Origin of the sequence: Nostoc sp. NMS2 (assembly GCF_017115105.1) — a bacterium.
Taxonomy (GTDB): Bacteria; Cyanobacteriota; Cyanobacteriia; order Cyanobacteriales; family Nostocaceae; genus Nostoc.
This window is the reverse complement of sequence record NZ_JABXKH010000176.1, coordinates 19,197-42,593: the sequence shown is the minus strand read 5'-3', so window position 1 is coordinate 42,593 and position 23,397 is coordinate 19,197. Positions and strand designations below refer to the sequence as shown.

20 protein-coding genes and 1 pseudogene are annotated in these 23,397 nt (G+C 41.4%); 8 read left to right on the top strand and 13 right to left on the bottom strand.

Going from position 1 to position 23,397, the window contains the following annotated elements:
- Positions 1 to 492: 492 nt before the first annotated feature.
- Positions 493 to 1,158 carry a class I SAM-dependent methyltransferase gene (locus HWQ36_RS32675; protein ID WP_292710795.1) on the top strand — a complete coding sequence of 222 codons (666 nt, stop codon included), beginning with the start codon at positions 493 to 495 and terminating at the stop codon, positions 1,156 to 1,158.
- Between the two features lie 152 nt (positions 1,159 to 1,310).
- On the opposite strand, the gene HWQ36_RS32670 is transcribed toward HWQ36_RS32675, so the two are convergent.
- The 3 genes from HWQ36_RS32670 to HWQ36_RS32660 all read right to left on the bottom strand — a co-directional run bounded on the left by HWQ36_RS32670 (position 1,311) and on the right by HWQ36_RS32660 (position 3,771).
- Entirely contained in the window at positions 1,311 to 2,258 is a 948-nt protein-coding gene (locus tag HWQ36_RS32670) for an alpha/beta hydrolase (RefSeq protein ID WP_292710923.1), read from the bottom strand.
- Between the two features lie 19 nt (positions 2,259 to 2,277).
- The gene (locus HWQ36_RS32665; RefSeq protein ID WP_292710792.1) at positions 2,278 to 2,784 is read right to left on the bottom strand and encodes a DUF4112 domain-containing protein; all 507 of its coding nucleotides are present in this window, start codon (positions 2,782 to 2,784) and stop codon (positions 2,278 to 2,280) included.
- A gap of 87 nt (positions 2,785 to 2,871) precedes the next feature.
- Positions 2,872 to 3,771, bottom strand: coding sequence for a YihY/virulence factor BrkB family protein (locus HWQ36_RS32660; RefSeq protein ID WP_292710790.1), 900 nt, complete (start codon positions 3,769 to 3,771; stop codon positions 2,872 to 2,874).
- Positions 3,772 to 4,065: 294 nt separating this feature from the next.
- Between HWQ36_RS32660 and HWQ36_RS32655 the strand changes: the two are divergent.
- From HWQ36_RS32655 to HWQ36_RS32645, 3 genes and pseudogenes are all read left to right on the top strand, one after another.
- A pseudogene (locus HWQ36_RS32655) lies at positions 4,066 to 4,506 on the top strand (hypothetical protein); the annotation flags it as partial.
- A 227-nt stretch (positions 4,507 to 4,733) separates the two neighbouring features.
- Positions 4,734 to 5,963 carry a hypothetical protein gene (locus HWQ36_RS32650; RefSeq protein ID WP_292710788.1) on the top strand — a complete coding sequence of 410 codons (1,230 nt, stop codon included), beginning with the start codon at positions 4,734 to 4,736 and terminating at the stop codon, positions 5,961 to 5,963.
- Between the two features lie 239 nt (positions 5,964 to 6,202).
- Positions 6,203 to 6,961, top strand: a complete 759-nt coding sequence (locus tag HWQ36_RS32645) for a Uma2 family endonuclease (protein WP_292710785.1) — start codon at positions 6,203 to 6,205, stop codon at positions 6,959 to 6,961.
- Here the strand turns inward: HWQ36_RS32645 and HWQ36_RS32640 are convergent.
- The 6 genes from HWQ36_RS32640 to HWQ36_RS32615 form a co-directional block, all read right to left on the bottom strand.
- Positions 6,958 to 7,548, bottom strand: coding sequence for a Uma2 family endonuclease (locus HWQ36_RS32640; protein ID WP_292710782.1), 591 nt, complete (start codon positions 7,546 to 7,548; stop codon positions 6,958 to 6,960). The genes HWQ36_RS32645 and HWQ36_RS32640 overlap by 4 nt on opposite strands.
- A gap of 48 nt (positions 7,549 to 7,596) precedes the next feature.
- Positions 7,597 to 9,177 (bottom strand): DHA2 family efflux MFS transporter permease subunit, encoded by a 1,581-nt coding sequence (locus HWQ36_RS32635; RefSeq protein WP_292710780.1) that lies wholly within the window; start codon positions 9,175 to 9,177, stop codon positions 7,597 to 7,599.
- A gap of 242 nt (positions 9,178 to 9,419) precedes the next feature.
- Positions 9,420 to 10,679: an MFS transporter gene (locus HWQ36_RS32630; protein ID WP_292710777.1), complete on the bottom strand. Its 1,260-nt coding sequence runs from the start codon at positions 10,677 to 10,679 to the stop codon at positions 9,420 to 9,422.
- A 224-nt stretch (positions 10,680 to 10,903) separates the two neighbouring features.
- Complete coding sequence (locus HWQ36_RS32625; protein WP_292710774.1) at positions 10,904 to 12,352, bottom strand: HlyD family secretion protein; 1,449 nt, start codon at positions 12,350 to 12,352, stop codon at positions 10,904 to 10,906.
- 157 nt (positions 12,353 to 12,509) lie between these two features.
- Entirely contained in the window at positions 12,510 to 12,974 is a 465-nt protein-coding gene (locus HWQ36_RS32620; protein WP_292710771.1) for a MarR family transcriptional regulator, read from the bottom strand.
- 75 nt (positions 12,975 to 13,049) lie between these two features.
- Entirely contained in the window at positions 13,050 to 14,711 is a 1,662-nt protein-coding gene (locus tag HWQ36_RS32615; protein WP_292710768.1) for a glycosyltransferase family 39 protein, read from the bottom strand.
- Positions 14,712 to 14,848: 137 nt separating this feature from the next.
- On the opposite strand from HWQ36_RS32615, the gene HWQ36_RS32610 reads away from it, so the two are divergent.
- The gene (locus tag HWQ36_RS32610; protein ID WP_292710765.1) at positions 14,849 to 15,493 is read left to right on the top strand and encodes a class I SAM-dependent methyltransferase; all 645 of its coding nucleotides are present in this window, start codon (positions 14,849 to 14,851) and stop codon (positions 15,491 to 15,493) included.
- A 151-nt stretch (positions 15,494 to 15,644) separates the two neighbouring features.
- The gene (locus HWQ36_RS32605) at positions 15,645 to 16,100 is read left to right on the top strand and encodes an EVE domain-containing protein (protein WP_292710763.1); all 456 of its coding nucleotides are present in this window, start codon (positions 15,645 to 15,647) and stop codon (positions 16,098 to 16,100) included.
- Positions 16,101 to 16,484: 384 nt separating this feature from the next.
- On the opposite strand, the gene HWQ36_RS32600 is transcribed toward HWQ36_RS32605, so the two are convergent.
- The 4 genes from HWQ36_RS32600 to HWQ36_RS32585 form a co-directional block, all read right to left on the bottom strand.
- Positions 16,485 to 17,309 carry a M90 family metallopeptidase gene (locus HWQ36_RS32600; protein ID WP_292710760.1) on the bottom strand — a complete coding sequence of 275 codons (825 nt, stop codon included), beginning with the start codon at positions 17,307 to 17,309 and terminating at the stop codon, positions 16,485 to 16,487.
- A gap of 323 nt (positions 17,310 to 17,632) precedes the next feature.
- Complete coding sequence (locus HWQ36_RS32595; protein WP_292710757.1) at positions 17,633 to 17,803, bottom strand: hypothetical protein; 171 nt, start codon at positions 17,801 to 17,803, stop codon at positions 17,633 to 17,635.
- A 9-nt stretch (positions 17,804 to 17,812) separates the two neighbouring features.
- Positions 17,813 to 19,759, bottom strand: coding sequence for an Hsp70 family protein (locus HWQ36_RS32590; RefSeq protein WP_292710754.1), 1,947 nt, complete (start codon positions 19,757 to 19,759; stop codon positions 17,813 to 17,815).
- 14 nt (positions 19,760 to 19,773) lie between these two features.
- The gene (locus tag HWQ36_RS32585; RefSeq protein ID WP_292710752.1) at positions 19,774 to 20,679 is read right to left on the bottom strand and encodes a hypothetical protein; all 906 of its coding nucleotides are present in this window, start codon (positions 20,677 to 20,679) and stop codon (positions 19,774 to 19,776) included.
- Between the two features lie 275 nt (positions 20,680 to 20,954).
- Between HWQ36_RS32585 and HWQ36_RS32580 the strand changes: the two genes are divergently transcribed.
- Complete coding sequence (locus HWQ36_RS32580) at positions 20,955 to 21,746, top strand: S-adenosyl-l-methionine hydroxide adenosyltransferase family protein (protein WP_292710749.1); 792 nt, start codon at positions 20,955 to 20,957, stop codon at positions 21,744 to 21,746.
- A 151-nt stretch (positions 21,747 to 21,897) separates the two neighbouring features.
- Positions 21,898 to 23,397 carry a cryptochrome/photolyase family protein gene (locus HWQ36_RS32575; protein WP_292710746.1) on the top strand — a complete coding sequence of 500 codons (1,500 nt, stop codon included), beginning with the start codon at positions 21,898 to 21,900 and terminating at the stop codon, positions 23,395 to 23,397.

The window sequence follows — 23,397 nt, the reverse complement described above, 5'->3', positions numbered from 1 at the left end:
CTTTAAAAATCAAGAGTTCTAGCAATTTAAATTTGATTATTTTGCTAAGAGCGTGTCGAGAGAACAGATAATTACACTGTTGTTTATGTGCTTAAAAGTCTATTCAGTCGCTACTCATACTTATGATTTTTATCGCTAACTATCTTGACAAATCCTGTTTAAGAGGGAACGAAACAGCCCTGCCCTTAAAAAGGGGGGAAAACTTCTTAAAGTCCCCCAATTTATCGGGGAGCCACTGCGGTCTTGGGGTCTCCCCCGCCGCAGGATGCGCGTAAAGCCTTCTCTACGAGACGCTGCGCGAACGGCATAGCTTCGCTTAACGCGAAGCGTCTCCAAGAGTTGCGCTGTAGTGAAGCAAGTGGCATGGATTTAGGGGGATCTAGAACTTTTGATACCGATAAGGAGACTTTTAAAAGTCCTCTTGTCGGATGTTTGATAAACCACTTTTAGGCGATAGTATAACTGTAGATTATTGCAATTCTCTCATCTACTATGCCAAAACAGTCTATAGGCCTTGACGAGCAAGTCTATAATTACCTTTTATCCGTTTCACTGCGGGAACCAGAGATTCTTTTGAAGTTGCGCCAAGAAACTGCTAGCCATCCCAGAAGCACAATGCAGATTTCACCAGAACAAGGGCAGTTTATGAGCCTATTAGTACAGCTGATTGGAGCCAAGAAAACTCTAGAAGTTGGTGTATTTACAGGTTATAGCTCACTCTCAGTTGCCTTAGTACTGCCTGATGATGGTAAAATTATCGCTGCTGATGTGAGCGAAGAATTTACTGCGATCGCTCGCCGATATTGGCAAGAAGCCGGAGTTGCCCATAAAATCGATCTACGATTGGCTCCAGGTTTAGAGACTTTAGATCATCTGTTGGCAACTGGCCAAGGCGGGACATTTGATTTTGCTTTTATTGATGCTGATAAAGAAAATTATGATGGATATTATGAGCGATCGCTGCAATTGTTGCGTCCAGGTGGATTGATTGCGATTGATAATGTTTTATGGTCAGGAGAAGTTGCTGACCCGGAAAATCAAGATGAAAGCACCCAATCGATTCGGGCACTCAATGAGAAGTTACATCATGATGAACGGGTAACACTTTCCCTTGTCCCCATTGCCGATGGGCTTACTTTAGCCATCAAGCGGCCTTAACATTTTTGAGGGGTCTAAGTCCCTCGCTTATATTGCGCGACAAGTTTTGCGGTAGGGTTAAAATCCCCTAATGCATTACTTAATTACGAATTACGAACTTGTACTGAGCGACTTGTGCCGAGCGAAGCCGAGGTAAGCCGAAGTATTACGAATTACGAATTATTTAATACAGTCTCACCATCCCGTAAAAATTCCAGAATCGCTGCATTCAACTCTTTAGAAGCACCAGTTGAAGCGTCATGATAGCAGTTAGACAAAATTTTTAATTTGGAATTTGGGATATGCTGATGTAATTTTTCACCATGAGTAGCAGGAAACCAACTATCTTGATCGCCCCACAAAACTAGTGTAGGACACTTAATTGCACTGAGGTTATTTTGAATTTTGGTAAGCATATTTGGCTTATTTGCTTGCAAATTCTCAATTTCTCGCGCTGCTATTTGTAACTCTTCGGCAACTTTGACAATCGTACCAGGAAATTCAATAAACGGGTAAGTTATCCAATAGACATCTTCTTTTGTCAAAATTGACGGATCAAATAATACTCCACGTCTTTCTATTGCCATAATTTCTCTTAATAGAGGTGCAAACAAATATGGCAGACGTAAACAGTCAATTGCTTGGATGATTTCTAAAGGAGTTTGGGCAAGTAATCCCATAGACCAATGGGGTAGACGTTTGGCAAAAACAGGTACGTTTACTACTATAAGCTGCCCGATTAACTGCGGATTTTCTTGAGCAAGAGCCAGGGCAACTAATCCCCCCAGAGATTCAGCCACAATCACTGCGGGTTCATCACATAATGCCTGAATAATTCTTTGAAACTCAATAACTTGATGACCGTTGTGTTCTCTCCGAGACAATGGTTTTTCCGAAAAACCAAAACCTTTGGCATCAAAACAAATTACCCGAAAATATTTAGATAATGCTGTGACGCTGTGTCGCCAATTATAACTCCAACTACCCATGCCATGTAATAGAATTAGCGGTTTGCCTCTACCTTTTTCGCCATAAGAAATTTGTATAGGATACCCTTTAGCATCAGTAATAATTAAACTTTGCCGCCCCTTGGGAAAAGTAGCTTGCCACCAATCTTTCATTCCATTATCTATCAATAATTTAACCACCAGTTAAAGCGTTCCAGAGCATTCTAATTAGGATCACGGGTAATGCTACTAAAAGAATAGAGATCAGCAACAATCCAACCAAAAGGGCAATGATAAACAACCTGTCTGCACTCTTTTGCTCGCTGGGAAACTTTAAGTATTCCTCCAATAGCTTGATATTATTAGTGTTAGCTCTCCAGGCAAAATCAAAAAAGTCTCCCAAAACGGGGACAGTGCCTACCAAGCCATCAACGATCACATTTACAACCATTTTGCCTAAAGTGGCTCTAGAGACACCCAGCCGCGCTGCTTCTAGGATGATGTAGCTAGAAAACATGACTCCCAAAAAATCACCACCAATAGGTATAAGTCCTAAAATTGGATCTAGACCAAAACCAATCTTTGTACCAGGAATGGTAATAACATTATCTAGCAGCCGACTTAACTGACGCAGGCGCTTCAAGGTGGGTGCTTTAGTATCAGGTTCAATCATAGAAAACCGAGGAGGAGAATCTGGCATGAAGGCGATCGCTAATTTTGCATTGAATCGTTAGACATTCTACTCCCCTACAGAGCTTTTGCAAAAGTTTTCTCAAGGATTTACAAATTAATATTTTTCGTTAGATTGTGACTGCGCTTTGAGGCGCATATCTTCACCGACTGTCACGTTCAACTGATCGCCGATTAACAGTACAGCAGCGCTCATCGACAGCCAGAGCATTAAAACTATCACAGCCCCTACAGCACCATATACTTTATTATAATTGCCAAAATTCGCCACATAAAGCCGAAATAGGGCAGACAACATTGCCCAGAAAACAGCTGCCAAAATTGCTCCAGGCATCATTGGCGTGCCTGAGTTCCACTGGCTTGGCCCATAGCGATAGACAAAGCCAAAAGCGACAGCAACAATACTCAAAGCTAAAGGCCAGCGCAACAGCTGCCAAAGATGCAATAAGACGATCAAGGAACGATTTTCGCGCACTACCATTCCCAAAAGCCAATCGCTGGTAAACACTAAGAAAGAAGCCAGCACTAAAAGCAACATAGTACCAACTGTTAATCCCAAAGAGACGAGCTTGGCTTTCCAAAAGGGGCGCATATTTTCTGAAGGAATTTGATGAATTTGGTCGAGGGCTGTCATTGCAGTACTAACCGCCCCAGAAGCAGTCCAAATTGCTAAGACAAAGCTCAGAGAAAATAAGCCACTATTTCTAGAATTGGTAATTTCTGTGGTTGCAAAATCACGAATTAGAATCAAGGCTTGTTCGGGTAGGACTTGACTGAGTTGGGCTGCTAGTTGTTTAAAGGTAGCTTGCAAAGATTCTGCCAATAAGCCAATGGCTGTAATCAGAGCAAGAATTGCTGGAAACAGCGATAACATGGCATTGAAGGCGATTTCTGAGGCTAGTCCCAAAAGTCGTCTTTCCATTGTCCTAGCAAAAGTTTTTTTGAGCGTGCGCCAATTGAGATGGCGAAAGAAGCGAAAAAAACGAGGCTTTGGCATAATTTAGAGTTAAAACTGGTTAGGTTTCTTAACTACTGTGCCAAATTTTGCGTAGCGATCGCATTTATCTTTTTACCGCAATAATACCGAGTGGGGAGAGGGGAGGCAGGGGGCAGGAGGAGCAGGGGGCAGGGGGCAAGGAGCAGGGGAAGATGAGGGAGATGTGGTTCGACTTCGCTCACCAACCGGGGGATGAGGGAGATAGGGAGATGGGGGGGGAGAAACAACCAATGCCCAATGCCCAATAACCCATAACCAATGACAAATGACAAATGACAAATGACTATTTAATTTATGAATCAAGATTTTACACATGAGTGGTTGACAGAAATCCAGGTACTTAGAGAGCAGATGGCGGGACTTCAGAGCGATCGCGATACGGCTTGGGAAAGTGCCCAAAAATGGCGACAGCTTTACAACACAGAAGCAGAACAACGCCGCACAGATGCCCAACTGTCCCAACAGGCGATCGCATCTCTCAAGGCAGACTTGCATAAACTCCGGGGTTTTGAGTTCGAGACACTGGCTGCTGAGACATCAATAACAGCGATTCAACGAGAGATAGAACAACTAAAATCTGTGGAGGAGTTGCAAGCTAAACTCATCGCCGCGATCAAAGAACGCGATCGCCTTTTGCAAGCTTTGAAAACTGAACAAGATAACCACGCCCAAACCCGCAATAGCCTTACTACTGCTTTGGGTGATGCTATTGACAGTTTGACACGCGAACGATCATTAACAGAAGCTCAAAAAGGGAAAACTCCTATCTCACGCGATGTGCAACTTAGGATTGAAACCCCTCTCCAAACCTCTCCCCCACAGGGAGAGAGGCTTTGATTCTTACTCCCCTTCCCTTGCAGGGAAGGGGTTGGGGGTTAGGTTTGAGAGAAAGTTGCACACGGCGTTAACTCCTAACTTAATATTGACCTCATACAACTCACTCAAGGCAAGGTAAAGTACCCATGCTCAGGCGTTTAATTGTAATTCTGACTGCCGCTATCCTCTTTAGCAACTCCTTAACGCTGGCACAGACTAAAAAGCCCAAACCACCGGATAAATTTCCTCCTAATCCCCTAGAAATTACCACACCCGATCCACTGCTACCACGTTTGCCCAAGGATAAACAGCCGTTAACTCTCCAAGAACAGCAAAACTTAGAACCAGCGCTGGATGCCTTAAATCAACAAGCAGCAGTGAAACTGCAAGCAGGAGATCGGGTGGCGGCGTTTGAAATTTGGAACCGAGAACTTCGCTTGCGGCGCTTTTTAGGTTCTTTAGCAGAGGTGCAAGCACTATCACGAGTCGGGGCGATCGCTTGGAAGCAAAATGATGGGGAGGAAGTACAATATATTACACAGCGATTGCAAGCAATTCAAAAGCAGGCGCAATCCCAGAAAACAACTGCCCAAGTGAATCTGGAATTATGGCGATCGCTAGCCCAAGCTTACCAAAATGTGCGATCGATTAAACTAGCTGTAGAAGCTTACGACAAAGTTTTGTTAGTGGTGCGACAGCAAAAAGATACAACAGCAGTAGTAGAAATGCTTAAGACAATTGGGGAACTACATTTAACTTGGTTTGATTATACCAAAGCCGCCCCAGTCTACGAGGAATTATTGAGTTTAGCGACTTCTCAAGGTGAACGTGTAAACGAGGTAACATATCTGCAACGGCTGGCTTACATTTACGAGCAGACACAACAACCGCAGCAGTCATTGAATGTACTTAATAAACTAGTAGAAATTTACGCTAGTGAAAATAATCTTACTGAAATCCCCGAATTAAAGCTAGCGATCGCTGCAAATTACGAATCTCTAGCCAAAAAAGATCCTAACTTACTGCTAGAAGCTTTTCAAAATTATCAAGAAGCTTATACCACTGCTTGGCAATTACGCGAGTACGTTCGTGCTGGTGACGCTTTGCAAAAGTTAATTGCGCTGTACCGTTCTCAAGGACAAATAGACGAGGCTTTGCGGGCTAGTCAAATTCTTGTGCAGACACAGACGCAAGCCGCCAACTTTTACGGGATGATGCAAGCTTATGACCAAATTGGGCAATTGTATCTAGAACACAAAGATTTTCCTCAAGCATTAACAGCTTTTAAAAAAGGGTTGGAATTAGCACAAAAACTCAAACATGAAGAAGCATACTTTACTGGGCAAATTGAAAAAGTCTCGAAAGCAAAATTGTAGTCAATATTAACGCTATTCAATTCTCTGATTTTGGATTTTAAATTTTGGATTGAAAGATTCAAAATTCAAATCTGAGAGGAGAAATTCTGATCAAATAAATTCCTCGTGCCTTCTACCTTTCTTGATACAATACAAATATAATCTTGGTTGTCTCTCGTTGACTTGCCCATAGATTTACTTATGGGGATTAAAAATTATTGAATTTTGAATTTTGAATTTTGAATTCGGAGCGAAGCGACGTGACTTCCCTATCGGCATTAACTTTACCCGATCACACTCAGTTACCAGACTCAGATGGTACATTTGTGAAAAATCTTCAGGAGCATCCGCAAAGCATCTTAATTACAGATTCAATTAAACCAGTTTTAGAACAACGCCATCCTGACGGACAATATTGTATTGGACAAGATTCTGGTATCTACTGGCGATTGACAGATCCTCCTGAAAAAGGCGCTGAAGCACCTGATTGGTTTTATGTACCGAATGTACCACCTACTCTGGATGGTAAAATGCGCCGTTCTTATGTGCTATGGAAGGAGTACATCGCGCCGTTGATGGCGCTGGAATTCGTCTCTGGCGATGGTTCCGAAGAACGAGATAAAACGCCGCCATCTCAAGGTGAAGGTGGGAATGTTGGTAAATTTTGGGTTTACGAGCAGGCGATTCGAGTCCCTTATTATGGGATTTATGAAGTGGCAAAAGCTCAGATTGAGGTGTATCACCTAATCGATAATACCTATCAACTAATGAAACCCAATGAACGGGGACATTACCCGATTGCTCCTTTAGGGGTAGAGTTGGGAATCTGGCAGGGATTTTATCAGAATGCAGAGTTACCTTGGTTACGCTGGTGGGATGCACAAGGAAATTTGCTGCTAACGGGTGAAGAACGGGCGGAAGTTGAGCGACAAAAGCGTGAGAGAATTGTAGAGAAATTGCGATCGCTCTCTGTTGAACAACTCAATGCTTTAGGAATTGATCCAGAAATGTTAGATTAGGACGCTAGTAATACATCTTCATATATTTCTGCGTAGGCGTAGCCCGCCGTAGGCATCGCACACCGAAAATCAACGCTAGCTAAATGCACTTCTTGATCTTTTTCATGAGGGTAAAGTACCCACTGTCCTTGTTCATTGCGACGGAAGCATTCTACACTCATTTGGTCTGGTGAAATTAGTACATATTCTTGTAGTGATTCTAAGTGTCGATAACTAGCAAATTTCTTTCCCCTATCAAAGCTTTCTGTTGACTCAGAAAGTACTTCAATAATTAAACAAGGATAGGACTTAAAATATTCAGACTCTCTATCTCGTGTATCGCAAGTTACCATTACATCAGGATATAAATAGCGGTTGATGACATCAATTTGTGCTTTCATGTCTAACATATAGACACGGCAACCACTACCCCGGAGATGATTTCGCAGCAGCATAGATACATTCATGCTAACTGTAACATGAGCATCACTTGCCCCTGCCATTGCGTAGACTTGCCCATCAATATACTCGTGTTTAATTTCACTTACTTTCTCGCCTTCTAGATATTTTTCTGGAGAGATATAGTACTCACTTTGGCTAATGACCATTTTAGTACCTTAGTAGTTTTATCAAATATTGTAACCCATACAACAAATTTAATGAGCGACAGCGTTACCACTTGGCTTCACCTTTTTGAAGAATAAAATGGCAATTCCACTGAGTAATAAAGCAATGCCAATAAAGTAGAAACAATCGTTAAACGCCATTACAAAAGCTTCCCGGCGGACTATATTAGATATAGATGCGATCGCTTGATTTTGCGCTGTACTTAAATCTGCTCCTTTGCTGACAAAATACTGTGTCAATTGGTCAATTCGCTGTTGAGTTTCTGGGTTATATAAAGATATCCCATCACCCAATCTATTCGAGTGAAATTGCTCTCTGTTAGTTAATAAAGTTGCTAAAGATGCAATTCCTATAGAACCGCCCATATTCCGCATCATATTAAATAAACCACTTGCTGAACCTGCTTCTTGTGGACTCAATCCAGCAGTGGCGATAGAAGTTAGCGGTACCATAATTAGGGGTTGTCCCATTGCACGCACAAATTGCGACCAGCGTAACTGATCTAATCCAGTTTGATTAGTCATTCCAGAGTTCATAAATGCACTGATGGAAAACAAAGTTACACCAACAGCTACCATTAACCGTACATCAATGCGTTGCATCAATTTGGGTATTAAAGGAATAATAAAAAGTTGAGGAATACCAGCCCAAATTAATACTTCACCAATTTGTAGCGCATTGTATTTTTGAATTTGGGCAAGATACAACGGTAAAATATAAATTGAACCATACAATCCAACCCCCAGCGACACATTAACAATACTGGCTAAACCAAAGTTTCGCCTAAACACAAGTCGTAAATTAATAAATGGTTGCTTACGAGTTAATTCTATAAAGAAAAATATCGCCAAAAAAATTACTGCGATTACACTTAAGCGCAAAATCAGCGCTGAACTAAACCAATCTTTGCGGCTACCTTCTTCTAATACAACTTGCAGGGAACCTAACCCAATAGCCATCGCAATAATTCCCCACCAATCACCTTGTTTCAGTAAATTAATTTGGGGTCGTTCTTGCTTAATTCCGTACCAAACGCCAGCTAGCATTAATGCACCTGGAATTACATTTATATAAAAGTTATATTCCCAACCAAAATTTTCTGTTAACCAACCTCCTAATGTCGGGCCAATTGAAGGCGCAAAAACTGCACTAAATCCGAATGCAGCTAGTCCAATTGATTGCTTAGATTGGGGTAAAGTCGTTAATACAACTGTCATAGCAGTGGGAATTAATACTCCTCCACTAAAACCTTGCAAGGCGCGAAATAAAATCATGGAATTGAGATTCCACGACCAAGCGCAGCATATAGAAAAGAAGATAAATAGTGCAGTATTCACTAACAGATAACGTTGCAGAGAAAACACCCGCGACAACCATCCTGTTAAAGGAATTACCACAATCTCTGCTACTAAATAAGCGGTAGAAATCCAAGAACCTTCTTCTAAAGTTGCTCCTAAACTTGCTTGAATATCTTGCAGTGAAGCATTAGTTATTTGAATATCCAATACCGCCATGAATGCACCAAGCATACTTGCTAATACACCAATCCAGGTTCTTAGCGGTACACGTTCTGGTGGTGCTTGCTGACGAATTACACCTGTATTAGCCATAGTGTTGTTCCAGTTCAAAAGTTAATTAACAAAATTATTATTAAATAGAATTCAGAAGTCAGAATTCAGGAGTCAGAATGGGCTAAACGCCCCGCTATCGCTAACAGAATGAAGTGCAACTGGCGGATAAATAAACAGCGTCTTGATTCTGATAGCGCATCGGTAGTGACTCCGCAAACGTCTTGCTGGGTTAGGAATTCTTATCCAATAAATTTTATACCATCTCTTTGCATTTTTTTATCCTAAGCTTTATTACTTATTCCAATGCCCTTCTGCTCATAAATTGGACGCATTATCTTTCTTAAAGTAGGCAACTGTCTGCTAAAAAATATAGAACCTAAAATACAAGCTATACCATCAATAATTAAAGTGTTGGGTGCGCCAATACGACTGGCTAATATACCTCCTAACAAGTTGCCCACGGGAATCATCCCCAAAAATGACATTGTGTATAAGCTCATCAATCGCCCGCGTTTGTCATCTTCAACTATTGTTTGTAAAAATGTGTTGCTAGCAGCAATTTGGAGAATTGTACCTAAGCCAACAAATAACATTGTAAATAAAGAAAGTGGTAAAAATCGAGACAAAGAAAAGGCAATTAGACCAGATCCTAAAATTGCTGGAGCTAAAGCAATCAAGTTACCAATTCCTAAGATTGTTTGGCGCGTAGCTAGATAAATTCCACCAGTTAAAGCTCCAACTCCAGATGCCGCCATCAAAAAACCCAAACTTTCTGCACCACCTTTGAGTACTTGTTCTGCAATAACTGGTACGAGAATAGTGTTTTGCAGTCCCATGAGACTGACTAAAGCTGATAGCAATAAGACTGCTCGAATGGGTGGAAAGCTAAAGGCATATATAAATCCCTCTTTGACTTTTTGTAAGGGATTACCGTCAGTTACCACATTTTTCCAAGGCTTAACTTTCATTGCCAATAAAGCGGCGAGTACAGCAATGTAGCTGAAACCATCTATTAAAAAACAATAGCCAGTTCCAACTCTAGCAATTAGTAAACCTCCGATCGCAGGGCCAATTAGTCGCGCCCCGTTGATCATGGTAGAGTTGATGGCGATCGCATTGGCTAAATCTTCTCTGTGTTCAACCAGTTCTGGCACAAATGCTTGGCGTGCTGGTGCATCTAGGGCGTTAATAAATCCTTGACATAAACTCAAGGCGATGATATGCCATACCTCAATCACACCAGTCAGCGCCAGTACCGCTAATGTTAACGATTGAATCATCGCCAAGACTTGCGTACCAATTAAGGTACGATATCGAGAAAATCGATCTACAAATACTCCACCAAAAGGAGCTAAAAAAAAGCTAGGAATTTGACTCGAAAATCCCACAACTCCCAGCATTAATGGTGATTTTGTTAAGTCATAAACTAGCCAAATCGTCGCAAGTTGCGTCATCCACGTCCCAATTAGGGAAATACCTTGTCCGGCAAAAAACAACTGGTAGTTTTTTGACCTTAATGCAGGTAGTAACGGTTTTTTCATGTCAGGTTTGTTTTATACCAATCTGCTCTCACAAATATCATTTCACCTCATATTTATACGCCTGTCTACAGATGTAGGAGAATGCCATAGCAAGAAAGAGGTTTTTCACTTATTTGCAGTCAATTTAGTATTAATGATGTCCGGGCAATTAACCATAATACCTGGAACCCCACCCCGCCTGCGGGGAGGGGCTGGGGGTGGGGTTCAATTTGATGTACATGATATTACTTGACTTCCACAGCAACTTCCGCAGACATCCCCGGAGTAATCCGCGATTCGTACCCTTGAATGCTCTTTTGGTCAAAAACCACTTTTACTGGAATGCGTTGGACAACCTTGGTAAAGTTACCTGTAGCGTTATCCGGTGGCAATAAGGCAAACTGAGCGCCGGAAGCTGGCGAAAGACTTTCAACACGACCAACAAAGGTATGATGAGGGAAAGCATCGAGCTTGATTTCTGCCGTCTCTCCTGGGCGCATCTTTTCTAATTGGGTTTCTTTGAAGTTCGCAATTACCCAATACTCGTTATCCACGATCGCCATTAATGGTGTTCCCGATTGAACTCGGTTGCCAATTTCCACATTTTTTCTACCGACTCGTCCGGCACTGGGGGCGGTAACGTTGGCGTAGGATAGTTGCAGTTGCGCGTCTTTGAGCGATGCTTCTGATTGCGCGATCGCAGCCTTAGCAGCTTCGTATTGGCTACGTTTTACTGTTGTATCTTGTCCGCCTGCGGTAGCTTGTTGCAATCCGCCCTTGGATGCTGCCAATTTAGCTTGGGCATTGGTGACATTTTCTTGCGCTTGTGCTAGTTGAGATTGGGCTTGAGTTACACCAACTTTGGCAGAGGCTAACTTAGCTTGGGCTTGTTCTACTCCTTGAATAGCAGCGTTTTTTTGTGCCGTCGCTACATCATAAGCTGCCTTGGCGGTATCTAATTGCTGGCGAGCGATCGCACCCGTTTTATACAATTCGTTGTAGCGACTGTAATCTGTTTGAGCTTTTTCCAAATTCGCATTGGCTTGCGCTACCTGCGCTTGGGCGGCGGGAATCCCCGCTTGGGCTAGTCTGACTTGGGCTTGCGCTGCTGGTATCCCAGCTTGGGCTTCTTGTACTGCTGCTTGGGCTGTAGAAATTGCTGCTACCGCACCGCTAACATCTCCCTGCGCTTGACTTGTCTTACCACTGGTGGTTTGTGAAGTTAAAGCAATATTTGCTTGGGCGGCTTGGGCCTGTCCACGAGCATTTTCTAAGGCTGCTGCTGCTTGTTGTACCTTACTTTCATAGTCCCGTGGATCTAATTTCACTAACAACTGTCCCGGTTGCACCAGTTGGTTGTCATTCACAAGCACCTGACTTACAGTTCCAGGAATGCGGCTACTAACTTGGTGAATGTTTCCGGCAACGGTGGCGTTGTCTGTTTCCTGGTGGGTGGAGGCGTATTGCCAGTAGTGATAACCAAAAGTACTTGCAGCGATCGCACCCACACCTAATCCTGCCAAAATCAAACCAGTCGGTTTTTTCCGTTTCGGTGGAACTTCTTTCTCGATCTCAGGAGTTACAACAGGTGCTTCTGCGGTTACAGCTTCTAAAGTCTCGGAATTAGGAATCAATTCTTTTTCTATAACTATGGTTTTGTTTTGGTTGCGTCCGTTAAATGTACTGGCTTTCATGATCCTTAACTCGCTTGTTCGATGATTTGATTAATAGTCGTTTATTTAGGATGCGTAATATTTCCTTAAAAAAATCTTATTTCCTTCGTATGCGTAATATTATCTCAAAACAAATCTTTACAGCACCTCCCCCGGTCGGGTGATTGTGGGACTATCTTTAGGAGAGGTTAGCGATCGCCCGATTCAAGATTTGGGAAAACAGTTCTCGGTCAGCAAAACAAATACCGTCCATTGCTTCATCCCTTACTGCGGCGGCGATTGGGGGTAAGATAGTTTCTAGTTCCTTACCTGCATCCGTTAGCCAAATCCGCCAGATGCGGCGATCGTGAGTGTCGCGTTCTCGACGCACCAAACCGCGTTCTTCCATCCGATCTAGTACACCTGTTAAAGTCCCTCCCACTTGTTTGAGTTTGTCTCCAATACTAGAAGTAGGTAAACCATCTTCTTGCCACAAACAGCACAACACCAACCAGTGAAATGGCGTAAGTCCAAAGGGTTCTAGCTTATCTGTAAACTTGCGACTGAGCAATTGTGAGACTAATTTGATTCTATAGCCCAAATTGTATGGTGCCAGATTTTGCTGCCACGACTCTAATGGGGAATGATTAGATGTAGAAACCATTTAGCAAAATACTTAGTGTGCGTAATATTATATCTAAATCAATCTTTTTTAGCAATAGTTGCTTTGCATCTGTACTTAGGGAAGAAATTGGAGCAATTGGTAATCTTTGACAGTGCCGACAATCCGGTGAGGTCTAGATAATTTAGGGGACTGGTCAGTATAGATCCAAGCATAGCTCAAAGCTGGTATTTGCGAAATAGAGGATACTGGCTGGGCATGAATAGGAAGATAGAAATCAAGCAGTACTTGGGTTTTCTGGTCTATTTGCACATAGTAGGTAGGATGAGATTGGAGAGTTGAGGCGATCGCACTTTGTTGTAAAAAAGTTTTCAAAACAGGGTTATAGTCACTTAAAAGACCTATGCTACCCATCGCCGCCAAAGCTAGCCAACAGGGAATTAACCAACCTGCAATCCAATAACGCGCTGTGAGAAACTTGATGCCAAAGTGGTAACGACTAATCCACACCACAGGTAAAATTAACCAACCTAAGCCCATAGCCAAGCCAATAGTTGCATACTTGCGAATATCAAAACTACCCCAACTAAAAACGCCAATACTCGCTACCACAAGTAAAATACCTAATCCACCAAAGCCATAACTGAGATTCCGAGGAAGATTCCTTATTGCAAAAAACTTTATTAATATATTTATTTTACCTTTTTCAATAGGTAATTGTCGGTGAATTCGTGTCTGATAAATATTGCCTAACCAGTTTAAACCTACAGATGCAAATAAAGCTATAAACGGATAAAGGCAAAGACTATAGTGAGGAAAACGAGTCGTGAAAATACTAAGTTCACAAAATAAGACAAGGGGAAAGCCAACTAATATTAACTGGTAGCGAACAATGGGATGATGAAGAGTTAAAACTAAACCTAAAATCCCGAAAAAAGCCCAAGGAAATGATTTTAAAGGGATATTCCACATATAGAACAGTGGCCCATTATTATAATGATCCTCAGAACCTAGCTGCACAACAAAATGAAGCAACTCTTCAAAACTCTGATTTCCGTAGTGCAGCCAGCTTAACCATAGCCAAACACCAGTGGGTATTAAACCGACGAAAAAGCCTAAATATAAAATTGGGTTAGTAAGATGACGATGACGGCGATGTTCTCCAATTAAATAAGGGAATAAAGCTATGATTGGCAAAAAAATCATGAAGCTTCTAATTAAGAAGCCTAAACTTAAACTTAAACCAGCTATAAAACTCCAAAAATAGCGATATTTAGGATTTAATTCCGTTTTTATTAAAGACCAAATAGCTAAAAGCACCAAGAAAATCATTGTGACATCAGGTGTACTTAAGCGAGAGTATTGCAGCCAGAGAAATTCTACACTTAAAATAGCAGCAGCAAGCCAAGCTAATTTTTTACATAGCATAATTTTGCCGATTTCATACACAAGCCATAAGCTAAAAATACTAGCAATCATACTCGGAAGACGCGCACTAGTATCACTCATCCCAAACAGCTTGTAGAAACTGGCAATTAACCAATAAGGGCCAGGGGTTTTATGATGTGCCGTTGTCCAAGGAGCTATCCAATTACCAGAATCAAACATCAGACGCGCCCGCGAAGCGTAAAGTGCTTCATCATGTGCCATCAGGCTATTGTGCCCAGAAGTAAATAATAATAAGGGGAGTATCCAAACAAACAAACTTAAATAGGGTAATAATCCGACCAGGCGCATTTTTCGCCAAATATGTTGCAAGATGTGTAATTTATAAAACATTGAATTGATAAAATTGAATGCTGCTATTTAGACTCGTTTATGTGTCTTGCTGTTATTAAAATATGTTACATAGTGTTTTTTGAAAAATACCTGAAATTGTCGCATTTTTTGAACAAAGGACTCCAAAACAGAGATTTATGCAATTAAGACCGAATCAACGCCTGAAATTAGACGACAAAGACGATAAGCTGTTCTATGCCTATCCCCGCTTCGTTACCCATGTCGATGAAGGATTTATTCAACAGCTAACGGATTTATATAGCGATCGCCTGAAACCCAACACCCGCATTCTTGATATGATGAGCAGTTGGGTGTCCCATCTACCAGAAGAAATGCAGTTTGCCCATGTAGAAGGACATGGACTCAACGCTGAGGAATTAGCACGAAATCCTCGCTTAAATCATTACTTTGTGCAAAATCTTAACGAAAATCCGCAGCTACCTTTACCAAGTGGAGATTTTGATGCTGTTCTCAATTGCGTATCTGTGCAGTATATGCAATATCCAGAAGCAATATTTTCTGAAATTTACCGCATCCTGAAACCTGGTGGTGTCGCAATTATCAGCTTTTCTAACCGAATGTTTTTTGAAAAGGCGATTCAAGCTTGGCGTGAGGCTTCAGAAGCACAGCGAGTGGAATTAGTCAAAGCCTACTTCGCCTCAGTTCCAGGATTTACAACCGTAGAAGTTATAGCTCAGAAATCAACATTACCGAGTTTATTACAGTGGTTGGGTGCAGCTGGGGGAGATCCGTTTTATGCCGTTATAGCTCATCGTAGTTAAGCCAAATATTCACTAGTACAATGTCTAAGCTAGTGCAAGAGGCCTTGTAGTAAGGACTTTAGTGCTTAGAAAATAAGGACTAAAGTCCTTACTACAAACTTACTTACCTGCTCAAAATTCAAATACTTTTGTATATACATAATTTCTGTAGATGAATTATTGGCTAATGAAATCAGAACCAGAAGCCTATAGCATTGCTGACCTTCAACAGCAAAGCCAGACTATCTGGGACGGTGTTCGCAACTATCAAGCTCGTAACTTTTTGCGCCAAATGAATGAAGGAGACTTAGCTTTTTTCTATCATTCAAACACTAATTATCCTGGGATTGCTGGGTTAATGCGTGTGGTCAAAAAAGATATTGCTGACCCAAGTCAGTTTGAGCCAAAAAGTAAATACTACGACCCGAAATCAACTTCCGAATCCCCTCGCTGGCAAACAGTTGTAGTAGAATTCGTTGAGACTTTTTCTAACCCAATCTTACTATCAATACTCAAACAAAAGTTTAGCGATGAAGACTTAATGTTGGTGAGACAAGGAAATCGATTATCGGTGATGCCTGTCTCTGAAGCAGTAGCTTTGAAGATTCTGGCGATGAAAACCTCCTAGTTGAAATAATTCGTAATTCGTAAAACATTTTTAACAATACCTTCGCCAAATCGAAAAATGTCTCGATTCTTAGGTTGGTTTGAGCAAAGCAAAACCCAACCTACAAAAAATGGCTGGGCATAATGCAATAGACATCTCCGAAAAACAATGTAGAGATGTAGTACTGCTGCGTCTCTACAAGGGTTCTGGGTAAGGCATATTTAATTTCTGGAGATGTCTAATACAGTTAAGTTAAGGCTAAAACTCTTTGCCAAAGTCAATTTTATTTCACGTATTTTGCTGAAAAAGCAAACCTCAGTAAAATTTTTCGCAAAGAGCAGAAAGAAATGCTTAACCCATACGTATTGCGACATAATGTGATTTATTCTTGCCTACTTATTTATTTCACGACCATTGCCCAGGATCTAATTGATAGTAACTTTGCAGCTGCTCATAAAGTGCCGGATGCTTAGACAACAATTGGTGCGGTTTCTCAAAGAAGGTCTCAGTTGCTACGGCAAAAAATTCTGCGGGATTCGTTGCACCATAGCTATCCATTACCGTCTTTACATCTTGTAGAACATCATTACAAAGTTGCTGATATGCTTCTGTCATTACCTTTGCCCAAATAGGATAGTCTGAGTTTTTTTGCAGTATAGGAACTCCTTCAGCTTTGCCATCTTCTTGATCTAACTGATGAGCAAATTCATGAAGCACAACATTACGTCCATCTTTCCAGTTATTAATATCTTGTTTTACCTGTTCCCAAGACAGTACTAATTGGTCACTTGTCCACGATTCGCCTAGTCTAGCTACACGCCTTTCTTCAACAACATATTTTCCGATTGAAGTCGTTTCTTTAACAAAATAAGCGTTGGGATAAACCAGAATTGAACGAAGTCTAGGGAAGTATTGCCCACGTTCATTTAATAAAAGTAAACAGGCGACAGATGCAATGCTCAGTTTTATTTCCTCCGTAACCTGTAATCCTTTACATCCAATAAATTGTTTTTCTGCTAAAAATACTTGAATATGTCCCTGAAGCCGTCTAATTTCATCGGGAGATAGATATAGATAAATAGGAAGATTATTCTCAACAATCGCATTCCACAGTGGAGGGAAAGGGCGATGTTTGAGACGGGTTCTTCGCCTTTTGACTACAATAGGATTGACTAAAATCCCAGTGATAATTAGCCCAATGATGAGAAAGACAACTATTGTTTGAATCATTGACTTTTGAGCAGTTTATATATTTAAGTTACTGGTAAGCTAATCAGCATTCTAATTGCATAATCAGGGCGCTCATGTTGCCATTGGTGTCAACTTAACGTGAAACCCTCGCAATGACGTTATATTAAGCCTACTCAATTACCAATTAAGTCGTCGGAACCCCACCCCGCTTTTGTCTAGCGACAAAATCTCCCCTCCCCGTGAACGGGGAGGGGATTAAGGGGTGGGGTAAAATGACCGTGGAATAAGCTTTCTGACTTAAGTTGACACCAATGGCTTTTCGGCCCACCCCACAAGATATTGAGAAAATTTTAATATGCAAATTAGATTGGTTTTAGTTTAATACCATTTATTTGTGAGGCTGCACTAATCTTATTTGCTTCTTCTTTCTTTGTGTCCTTTGTGCCCTTTGCAGTTCGTTTATCATATATTGCCACCATTTTTAAATCATGAGTAGATGCGACAAAAATTATAAAATTTACATTTACTGGCATATATCACGGCTATTGGATCAAAATTATGCAAGATTGAACTTTGTTGGAAAGACTTTTTTGAACTCCTTGCTCAACTTTGCTAATCAGTTTGTCAAAAGCCTCTTGGTCTGCTGTCAATTGTTCTTGAAGAACTTTCTCTAACTCAGGCTTTATTTGCTCACACATATCCTCAATTTTTTTGTCGCCCAAAAAACTAGAACGAACCCAACTAGGTACATCCACATTTGTCTTGATTACTTCTTGAACACTCTTGCGATTTAGCTCCATTCCTGCCGCCATAACTGAAGCCCCATATACTAATGCAATAGGCCAGGTTAAATGTCCAGTTAGTATAAGAGTGATAATGCTAGCTACAGTGCCTCCACCAATTACTACATTGACGATAAAGCCCACTGTCTCAGCCAGAATAGTATCTCCAATTCGTAACTCTGGGTTAACAAAATTTGGGTCAATGCTATCCTGGAACCTTAAGCTGCTTCTAGGTATCTGAAACTTTCGACAGATTGGATCGGTTTGTGCGGCTAAATCGGGTTGGATTTTATTGCTAAACCAAGAAGCGCATTGATGATTAATTATCTGCACAGCGCGTTCGTCGGAGACGTTGCCGGAGGCATCGCTTTTGAGCCATTGTTCTGCACGACCGATCAAAGATGTTTCTAAATCTGCTAAAGTCCGTATCTTGTTTTTTTGCCAATCTTTTAAACCTGGTTTAACTGCGTTGATAATCAAACCATCTGTCAAAGGTTTAGTTAATGATTCAATTAACTCCGGGATATGCTTCTCAATCAAACCTTTAAGCTGATTCGAGGTAAATAGTTTGTTGACTTCTTCCTTAAAAGCAGCAGCACGCAGATCCCATCGTCCTACTCGTGCTAAACCCAGTGCAATGCACCGTTCCGGTTCAGGATCGGGGCGAAGCAGCGTTTCTGGTTCGGGAAACATCTCTTGGCAAAGCAAGTGCGTAAACTTCATGCGAGATGCACCACCCGTCATCAGCACAAGTTTCGGCACGATTCCAAGTTCTTCTAGCTTTTCTTTCGCCTCGGTTAAAGAGTCGCTAAACGATCGCACCCAACTATGATGCCCCAGTTCCGGTAAGGGTTGGTTTAAAATTTCCTCCATCATCAATTTATTTACTTGGGGAATAAAATAAATCTGTTCGTTGATTGACTCGAAGCCACGCGCAAAGGATTCAGGATCGCTGTATAGCTGTTCATTAGAAAAATAATCTTCTTTAGCTTTGCGGCAAGCTAGTTCACAACGAGCTTGGTGATGGGGATATTCCTTAAATACTTTTTCGAGTAATGCTTTTTGTTCGTGGTTGGCGAGAGTCCGGGCAAAAATAGCTTTGTCAATTAGGGATGCACCTAAAGTATTACTCCCGAAATCTATCGGGATCTCTTCTAAGCTTTTAACTAGAGTAAAATCTGTGGTTGAAGAACCAATATCGACAATTAGCACCGATGCAATAAGTTTATCATACTCCAGCTTCCCGGCTTCCTTGGCTTGCATGAAAGCAGCCCGCGATTCGGGTACAACATTTATTTGGGGAATACCAGCTTCTTGAAGTAGCTTTTGGTATTCGGTGCGATCGCTAACTGACCATCCTGAAGGACAACCAATGTAAAAATAGCTACTTTCTCCACCTTCAAGTTGTTTGCTTTCTTTCAAAAGGCGGTAGTAGGTTGCCACAAAAGTGCTAATTGTTTCCCGATATTTGGGATCGTTGTTGGGTTTTTGCTTAAAAGAAATTGTCAGTTGGGTAACGCCAGCTTGAATTAATGCTTGTTCTCCGACCAGATAACCGAGTTTAGGATGCCAACCAAGGGCTGTAATTTGGTTCTTCTTGTTATTAATTTCTAGCATCTGGGGGGGTTCGATGCTTTCGACTATCGCTTTAGCTACAGCAGTTTCACCGTGCCCCAAATCAAAGCCGATTGTTTCTAAAATTTCCATACCCTTATTGTCTATTATTCTCTAGCAGAGGAATATGCTGGCTCGATTACCCGACCGCGCCTAATTAAGCGATCGCCTTTTAATAAAGCCGGAGTTAGAGTCACGTGATCTTTGGTATCGGGATCGATACTTGGCTCAAAGTCAAAATAATTGCGATCGCTATCAGGGTCATTTGGTCGATAAATTTGAGTGTTAATTCCCTGAGACATTAAAATCTGTGGCAGAAGTTTCGCCAGTTCATAAGCCATTTGGGGTTTATCAAGTTTTGATGCGCCAATTAGTCTTTGCAGAAAATTCAATAGCTCTGGCAGTCCTTCTATTGCTAAGTCGCCTTCATGTTTATTCCCTTCTTCTACTCTAGCCACTGCTAGGTCGATAGTGTTGAGAGCATCGCCAAGATGATCTAAAAATACTTTGCTATCAACCCGGAGCATAGGTTTAGGTAATTCTAATAGCTCTGAAGATATAGAATTTTGCTGGTTATTTAAGTCGAGTTGAAGTACAACTTCTACCCCTAAAAGTAGAGAGGTTAGTAAGATAGCCATCCATGCACCTGCGGTAGTTTTAGTTAAGGAGAACAACGAACCTAAGATGCCTATATAAATTAGTCCCTTTAATAGTTTCAGAATTAATCTGCTGGAAAAAAACTTTGTATCTGAGTTAGTAAATTGCTTTCGCTCTGTTGGAGTAACTTGAGAATAGTTAGCCGCAGCAAGAGTGGCGATGGATTGCCGCAGCGTATCCAAAAAAAAGGAAGCGAGACGAACTTGAGCCAGATTAAGTTTTTCAATGTAAATTCTTTCGAGATTATCAAGTCGATTCTGAACCAACTTAACTATCTCTTCAATGTTGGTTGTGTTATCAATATCTGTCTGGAGTTGGTTGCGTTCTTCGCTAAAAAGTGAGGTGATTGTTTTCATTGCGTTGACTAAGACTTTAACGTTACTAATAGGAGTGAAATGAGCAGACAACTGCTTATTTCAACCTGTAATCAGATGATGACTGATGTAATTAATCTAGGTTGTGTGATTCCAGCATTTTTTTAGTGGAAAATTACGCTCAATGTTATGTAGAAATCTTGCATATAGTTGAGATCGCACCTAAACTGCTGATGAGGCAGGGTCATTGGGGCGTTTGAAACCACCTATTGCCTAACCATTGATTGCAAATTACTTGCTAAGGAAGGAGGAGCAGAATGTTTATTTGCGTCATTGCAGACTACGGTACAGGAGATCCGGCATTTACAGAAGTCACACAACGTCTGCTGATGGCTTTTCCCCATGCCCAAATTCATTTGCTTTCGGTTCCAGCATTCAGTACCTTGGCAACGGGATTCTGGATTGCCCAACTAGGACTTAACCCAGGCCCTAGCGATCGCCTAATCTATCATAACTGTGCCCCTCGTCAGGATGATCCCGAAGCTCGTCGGGATAATGAAGGTGAAGGACTAACTTATGCCCTTTTATCCAATGGTGTAAAAGTAGTGGGTGTAAATGCGGGCTACACCCTCTCCTTTATCAAAGACTATACAAAGGAGTTACGAGTGGTCAACGTTTCCCGTGGTGGTTCACAGTTTCGCTCACGGGATGTGTTTCCTCCGGCTGCGGCTGCCATTATGAATGAAGATTTTAGCCTTCTGGGAGATAGCCTTAAAAGTGAGCAAATCCCAGATGTTCCACCAGATCGAATTGCCTGGATTGATGGCTACGGCAACATCAAAACAACTATTGGGGCCCATACACTTAACTTGGAACCTCAAAGCAAGATTGTGATTCGGATTGGAGATGTAGTCAGTGATGCAGTGTATTCTGATGGCAGCTTCAAGGTATCTGAAGGAACTTTAGCATTTGCTCCAGGTAGTTCTGGTTGGACAAGAGGCGATTCAGGAGAACCATTGCGCTTTTTAGAGCTATTTCTGCGAGGAGGCAGTGCTTGGGAGCGCTTTGGCCGTCCCCGTGTGAATCAGCAAGTAACTCGAATTGCCTGAAATCGGTTAGTAGGCTTCTTTATAGTAAGGCGATCGCACTCAGAAATTCTAGAGCCAAACTCATACACTTCTAAATCAAATCCATTCTCCATATCTACAGATAAGCACTATCTATGTTTATCTGTAGGTATGGGTATTAGTGGTACTAACAATGGCAATTGGAGTTTGGATATTAGGCGACCAACTTTGGGAAAAACAAGCCGCTTTACAAAGTTGTTCTCATCAGGAAAACGTGCCTGTAATTTTGATCGAGTCACTGCATCATGTTCAAGTCAGACCTTACCATCGGCAAAAGCTAGTTTTACTTTGGTCGGCAATGAGACATTTTGCCCAAGAGTTGCGACAACTGAAATATTCAGTAACATACAAAATAGCTGAAGATTTTGAAATACCACTCCAAGAATGGATTAGAGAAAATCAAATTACTCAGTTACGGGTGATGACACCGAATGATTTACCATTCACCCAGATGATTCAAAGTTTAGAACTATTTTGCCCCATTACTTTGATTCCTAACAATCATTTTTTGTGGAGTACAGAAGAATTCAATAATTGGGCATCAGGTCGTAAGCGTCTCTTAATGGAAGATTTTTATCGGGAAGGAAGGCGGCGTTTCCAAATTTTAATGGAGAAAGATAAACCAGTCGGCGGACAGTGGAATTTAGATAAAGAAAACCGTCAACCGCTCAAAGGTAAATTAAATACACCACCTGCACAATGGTTTGAACCAGACGAAATTACTCTCGATGTCATTGACAAGGTTAATTCTCTCACTTGCCCAACTTATGGGGAAATAAAACCTTTTCGCTGGGGAATAAATCGCCAACAGGCACTTCAAGTATTAGACTGGTTTATTCAAAATCGTTTACCGCATTTTGGCCCCTATCAAGATGCAATGGTAACGGGAGAAGAAACAATGTGGCACGCGCTACTTTCTCCTTATTTGAATATTGGGTTACTCCAACCAATGGAGGTAATTGAAACCGTACAAAAAGCATATTTTGAACACCAACTACCAATAAATAGTGTAGAAGGTTTCATTCGTCAGGTGTTGGGTTGGCGAGAATATATGCACGGCATTTATCACTATGTAGATGCAGATTATTCAGATAAAAATTGGTTTAACCACACACAACCGCTACCGGAATTTTTCTGGACAAGTAGAACGGAAATGAATTGTCTACACCAAATTCTCATGCAAGTGGAACGCACTGGCTACGCTCATCATATTCAACGGCTAATGGTGTTGAGTAATTTTGCTTTAATTGCCGGACTTTCACCACAATCTGTAGAGAACTGGTTCCATGCAGTGTTTATTGATGCTTATGACTGGGTAATGCAGACAAATGTTATTGGTATGGGTTTATTTGCTGATGGAGGTGTGTTGGCATCTAAACCCTATGCTGCTTCTGCTAACTATATAAATAAGATGAGTGACTATTGCAAAAGTTGTGTTTATAACCATAAGGAACGTGTAGGCGAAAAGGCTTGTCCGTTCAACTTCTTCTATTGGGATTTTCTTGACCGACACCGCCAACAACTACAATCTCAAGGAAGGATGAGTTTTATTTTAAATAATTTGGATAAAATGTCTTCTGAAGAATTACAGTCTATCCGTCAACAAGCTCAAGATTGGCACGCCCAGTTTTAG

What these genes read in the sequence shown, in the direction of transcription:
- HWQ36_RS32675 (WP_292710795.1), top strand. Translation starts at nt 493, where the DNA reads ATGCCAAAACAGTCTATAGGCCTTGACGAGCAAGTCTATAATTACCTT.
- HWQ36_RS32670 (WP_292710923.1), bottom strand. Translation starts at nt 2,258, where the DNA reads ATGAAAGATTGGTGGCAAGCTACTTTTCCCAAGGGGCGGCAAAGTTTA.
- HWQ36_RS32665 (WP_292710792.1), bottom strand. Translation starts at nt 2,784, where the DNA reads ATGCCAGATTCTCCTCCTCGGTTTTCTATGATTGAACCTGATACTAAA.
- HWQ36_RS32660 (WP_292710790.1), bottom strand. Translation starts at nt 3,771, where the DNA reads ATGCCAAAGCCTCGTTTTTTTCGCTTCTTTCGCCATCTCAATTGGCGC.
- HWQ36_RS32650 (WP_292710788.1), top strand. Translation starts at nt 4,734, where the DNA reads ATGCTCAGGCGTTTAATTGTAATTCTGACTGCCGCTATCCTCTTTAGC.
- HWQ36_RS32640 (WP_292710782.1), bottom strand. Translation starts at nt 7,548, where the DNA reads ATGGTCATTAGCCAAAGTGAGTACTATATCTCTCCAGAAAAATATCTA.
- HWQ36_RS32635 (WP_292710780.1), bottom strand. Translation starts at nt 9,177, where the DNA reads ATGGCTAATACAGGTGTAATTCGTCAGCAAGCACCACCAGAACGTGTA.
- HWQ36_RS32630 (WP_292710777.1), bottom strand. Translation starts at nt 10,679, where the DNA reads ATGAAAAAACCGTTACTACCTGCATTAAGGTCAAAAAACTACCAGTTG.
- HWQ36_RS32625 (WP_292710774.1), bottom strand. Translation starts at nt 12,352, where the DNA reads ATGAAAGCCAGTACATTTAACGGACGCAACCAAAACAAAACCATAGTT.
- HWQ36_RS32620 (WP_292710771.1), bottom strand. Translation starts at nt 12,974, where the DNA reads ATGGTTTCTACATCTAATCATTCCCCATTAGAGTCGTGGCAGCAAAAT.
- HWQ36_RS32615 (WP_292710768.1), bottom strand. Translation starts at nt 14,711, where the DNA reads ATGTTTTATAAATTACACATCTTGCAACATATTTGGCGAAAAATGCGC.
- HWQ36_RS32610 (WP_292710765.1), top strand. Translation starts at nt 14,849, where the DNA reads ATGCAATTAAGACCGAATCAACGCCTGAAATTAGACGACAAAGACGAT.
- HWQ36_RS32605 (WP_292710763.1), top strand. Translation starts at nt 15,645, where the DNA reads ATGAATTATTGGCTAATGAAATCAGAACCAGAAGCCTATAGCATTGCT.
- HWQ36_RS32600 (WP_292710760.1), bottom strand. Translation starts at nt 17,309, where the DNA reads ATGATTCAAACAATAGTTGTCTTTCTCATCATTGGGCTAATTATCACT.
- HWQ36_RS32595 (WP_292710757.1), bottom strand. Translation starts at nt 17,803, where the DNA reads ATGCCAGTAAATGTAAATTTTATAATTTTTGTCGCATCTACTCATGAT.
- HWQ36_RS32590 (WP_292710754.1), bottom strand. Translation starts at nt 19,759, where the DNA reads ATGGAAATTTTAGAAACAATCGGCTTTGATTTGGGGCACGGTGAAACT.
- HWQ36_RS32585 (WP_292710752.1), bottom strand. Translation starts at nt 20,679, where the DNA reads ATGAAAACAATCACCTCACTTTTTAGCGAAGAACGCAACCAACTCCAG.
- HWQ36_RS32580 (WP_292710749.1), top strand. Translation starts at nt 20,955, where the DNA reads ATGTTTATTTGCGTCATTGCAGACTACGGTACAGGAGATCCGGCATTT.
- HWQ36_RS32575 (WP_292710746.1), top strand. Translation starts at nt 21,898, where the DNA reads ATGGCAATTGGAGTTTGGATATTAGGCGACCAACTTTGGGAAAAACAA.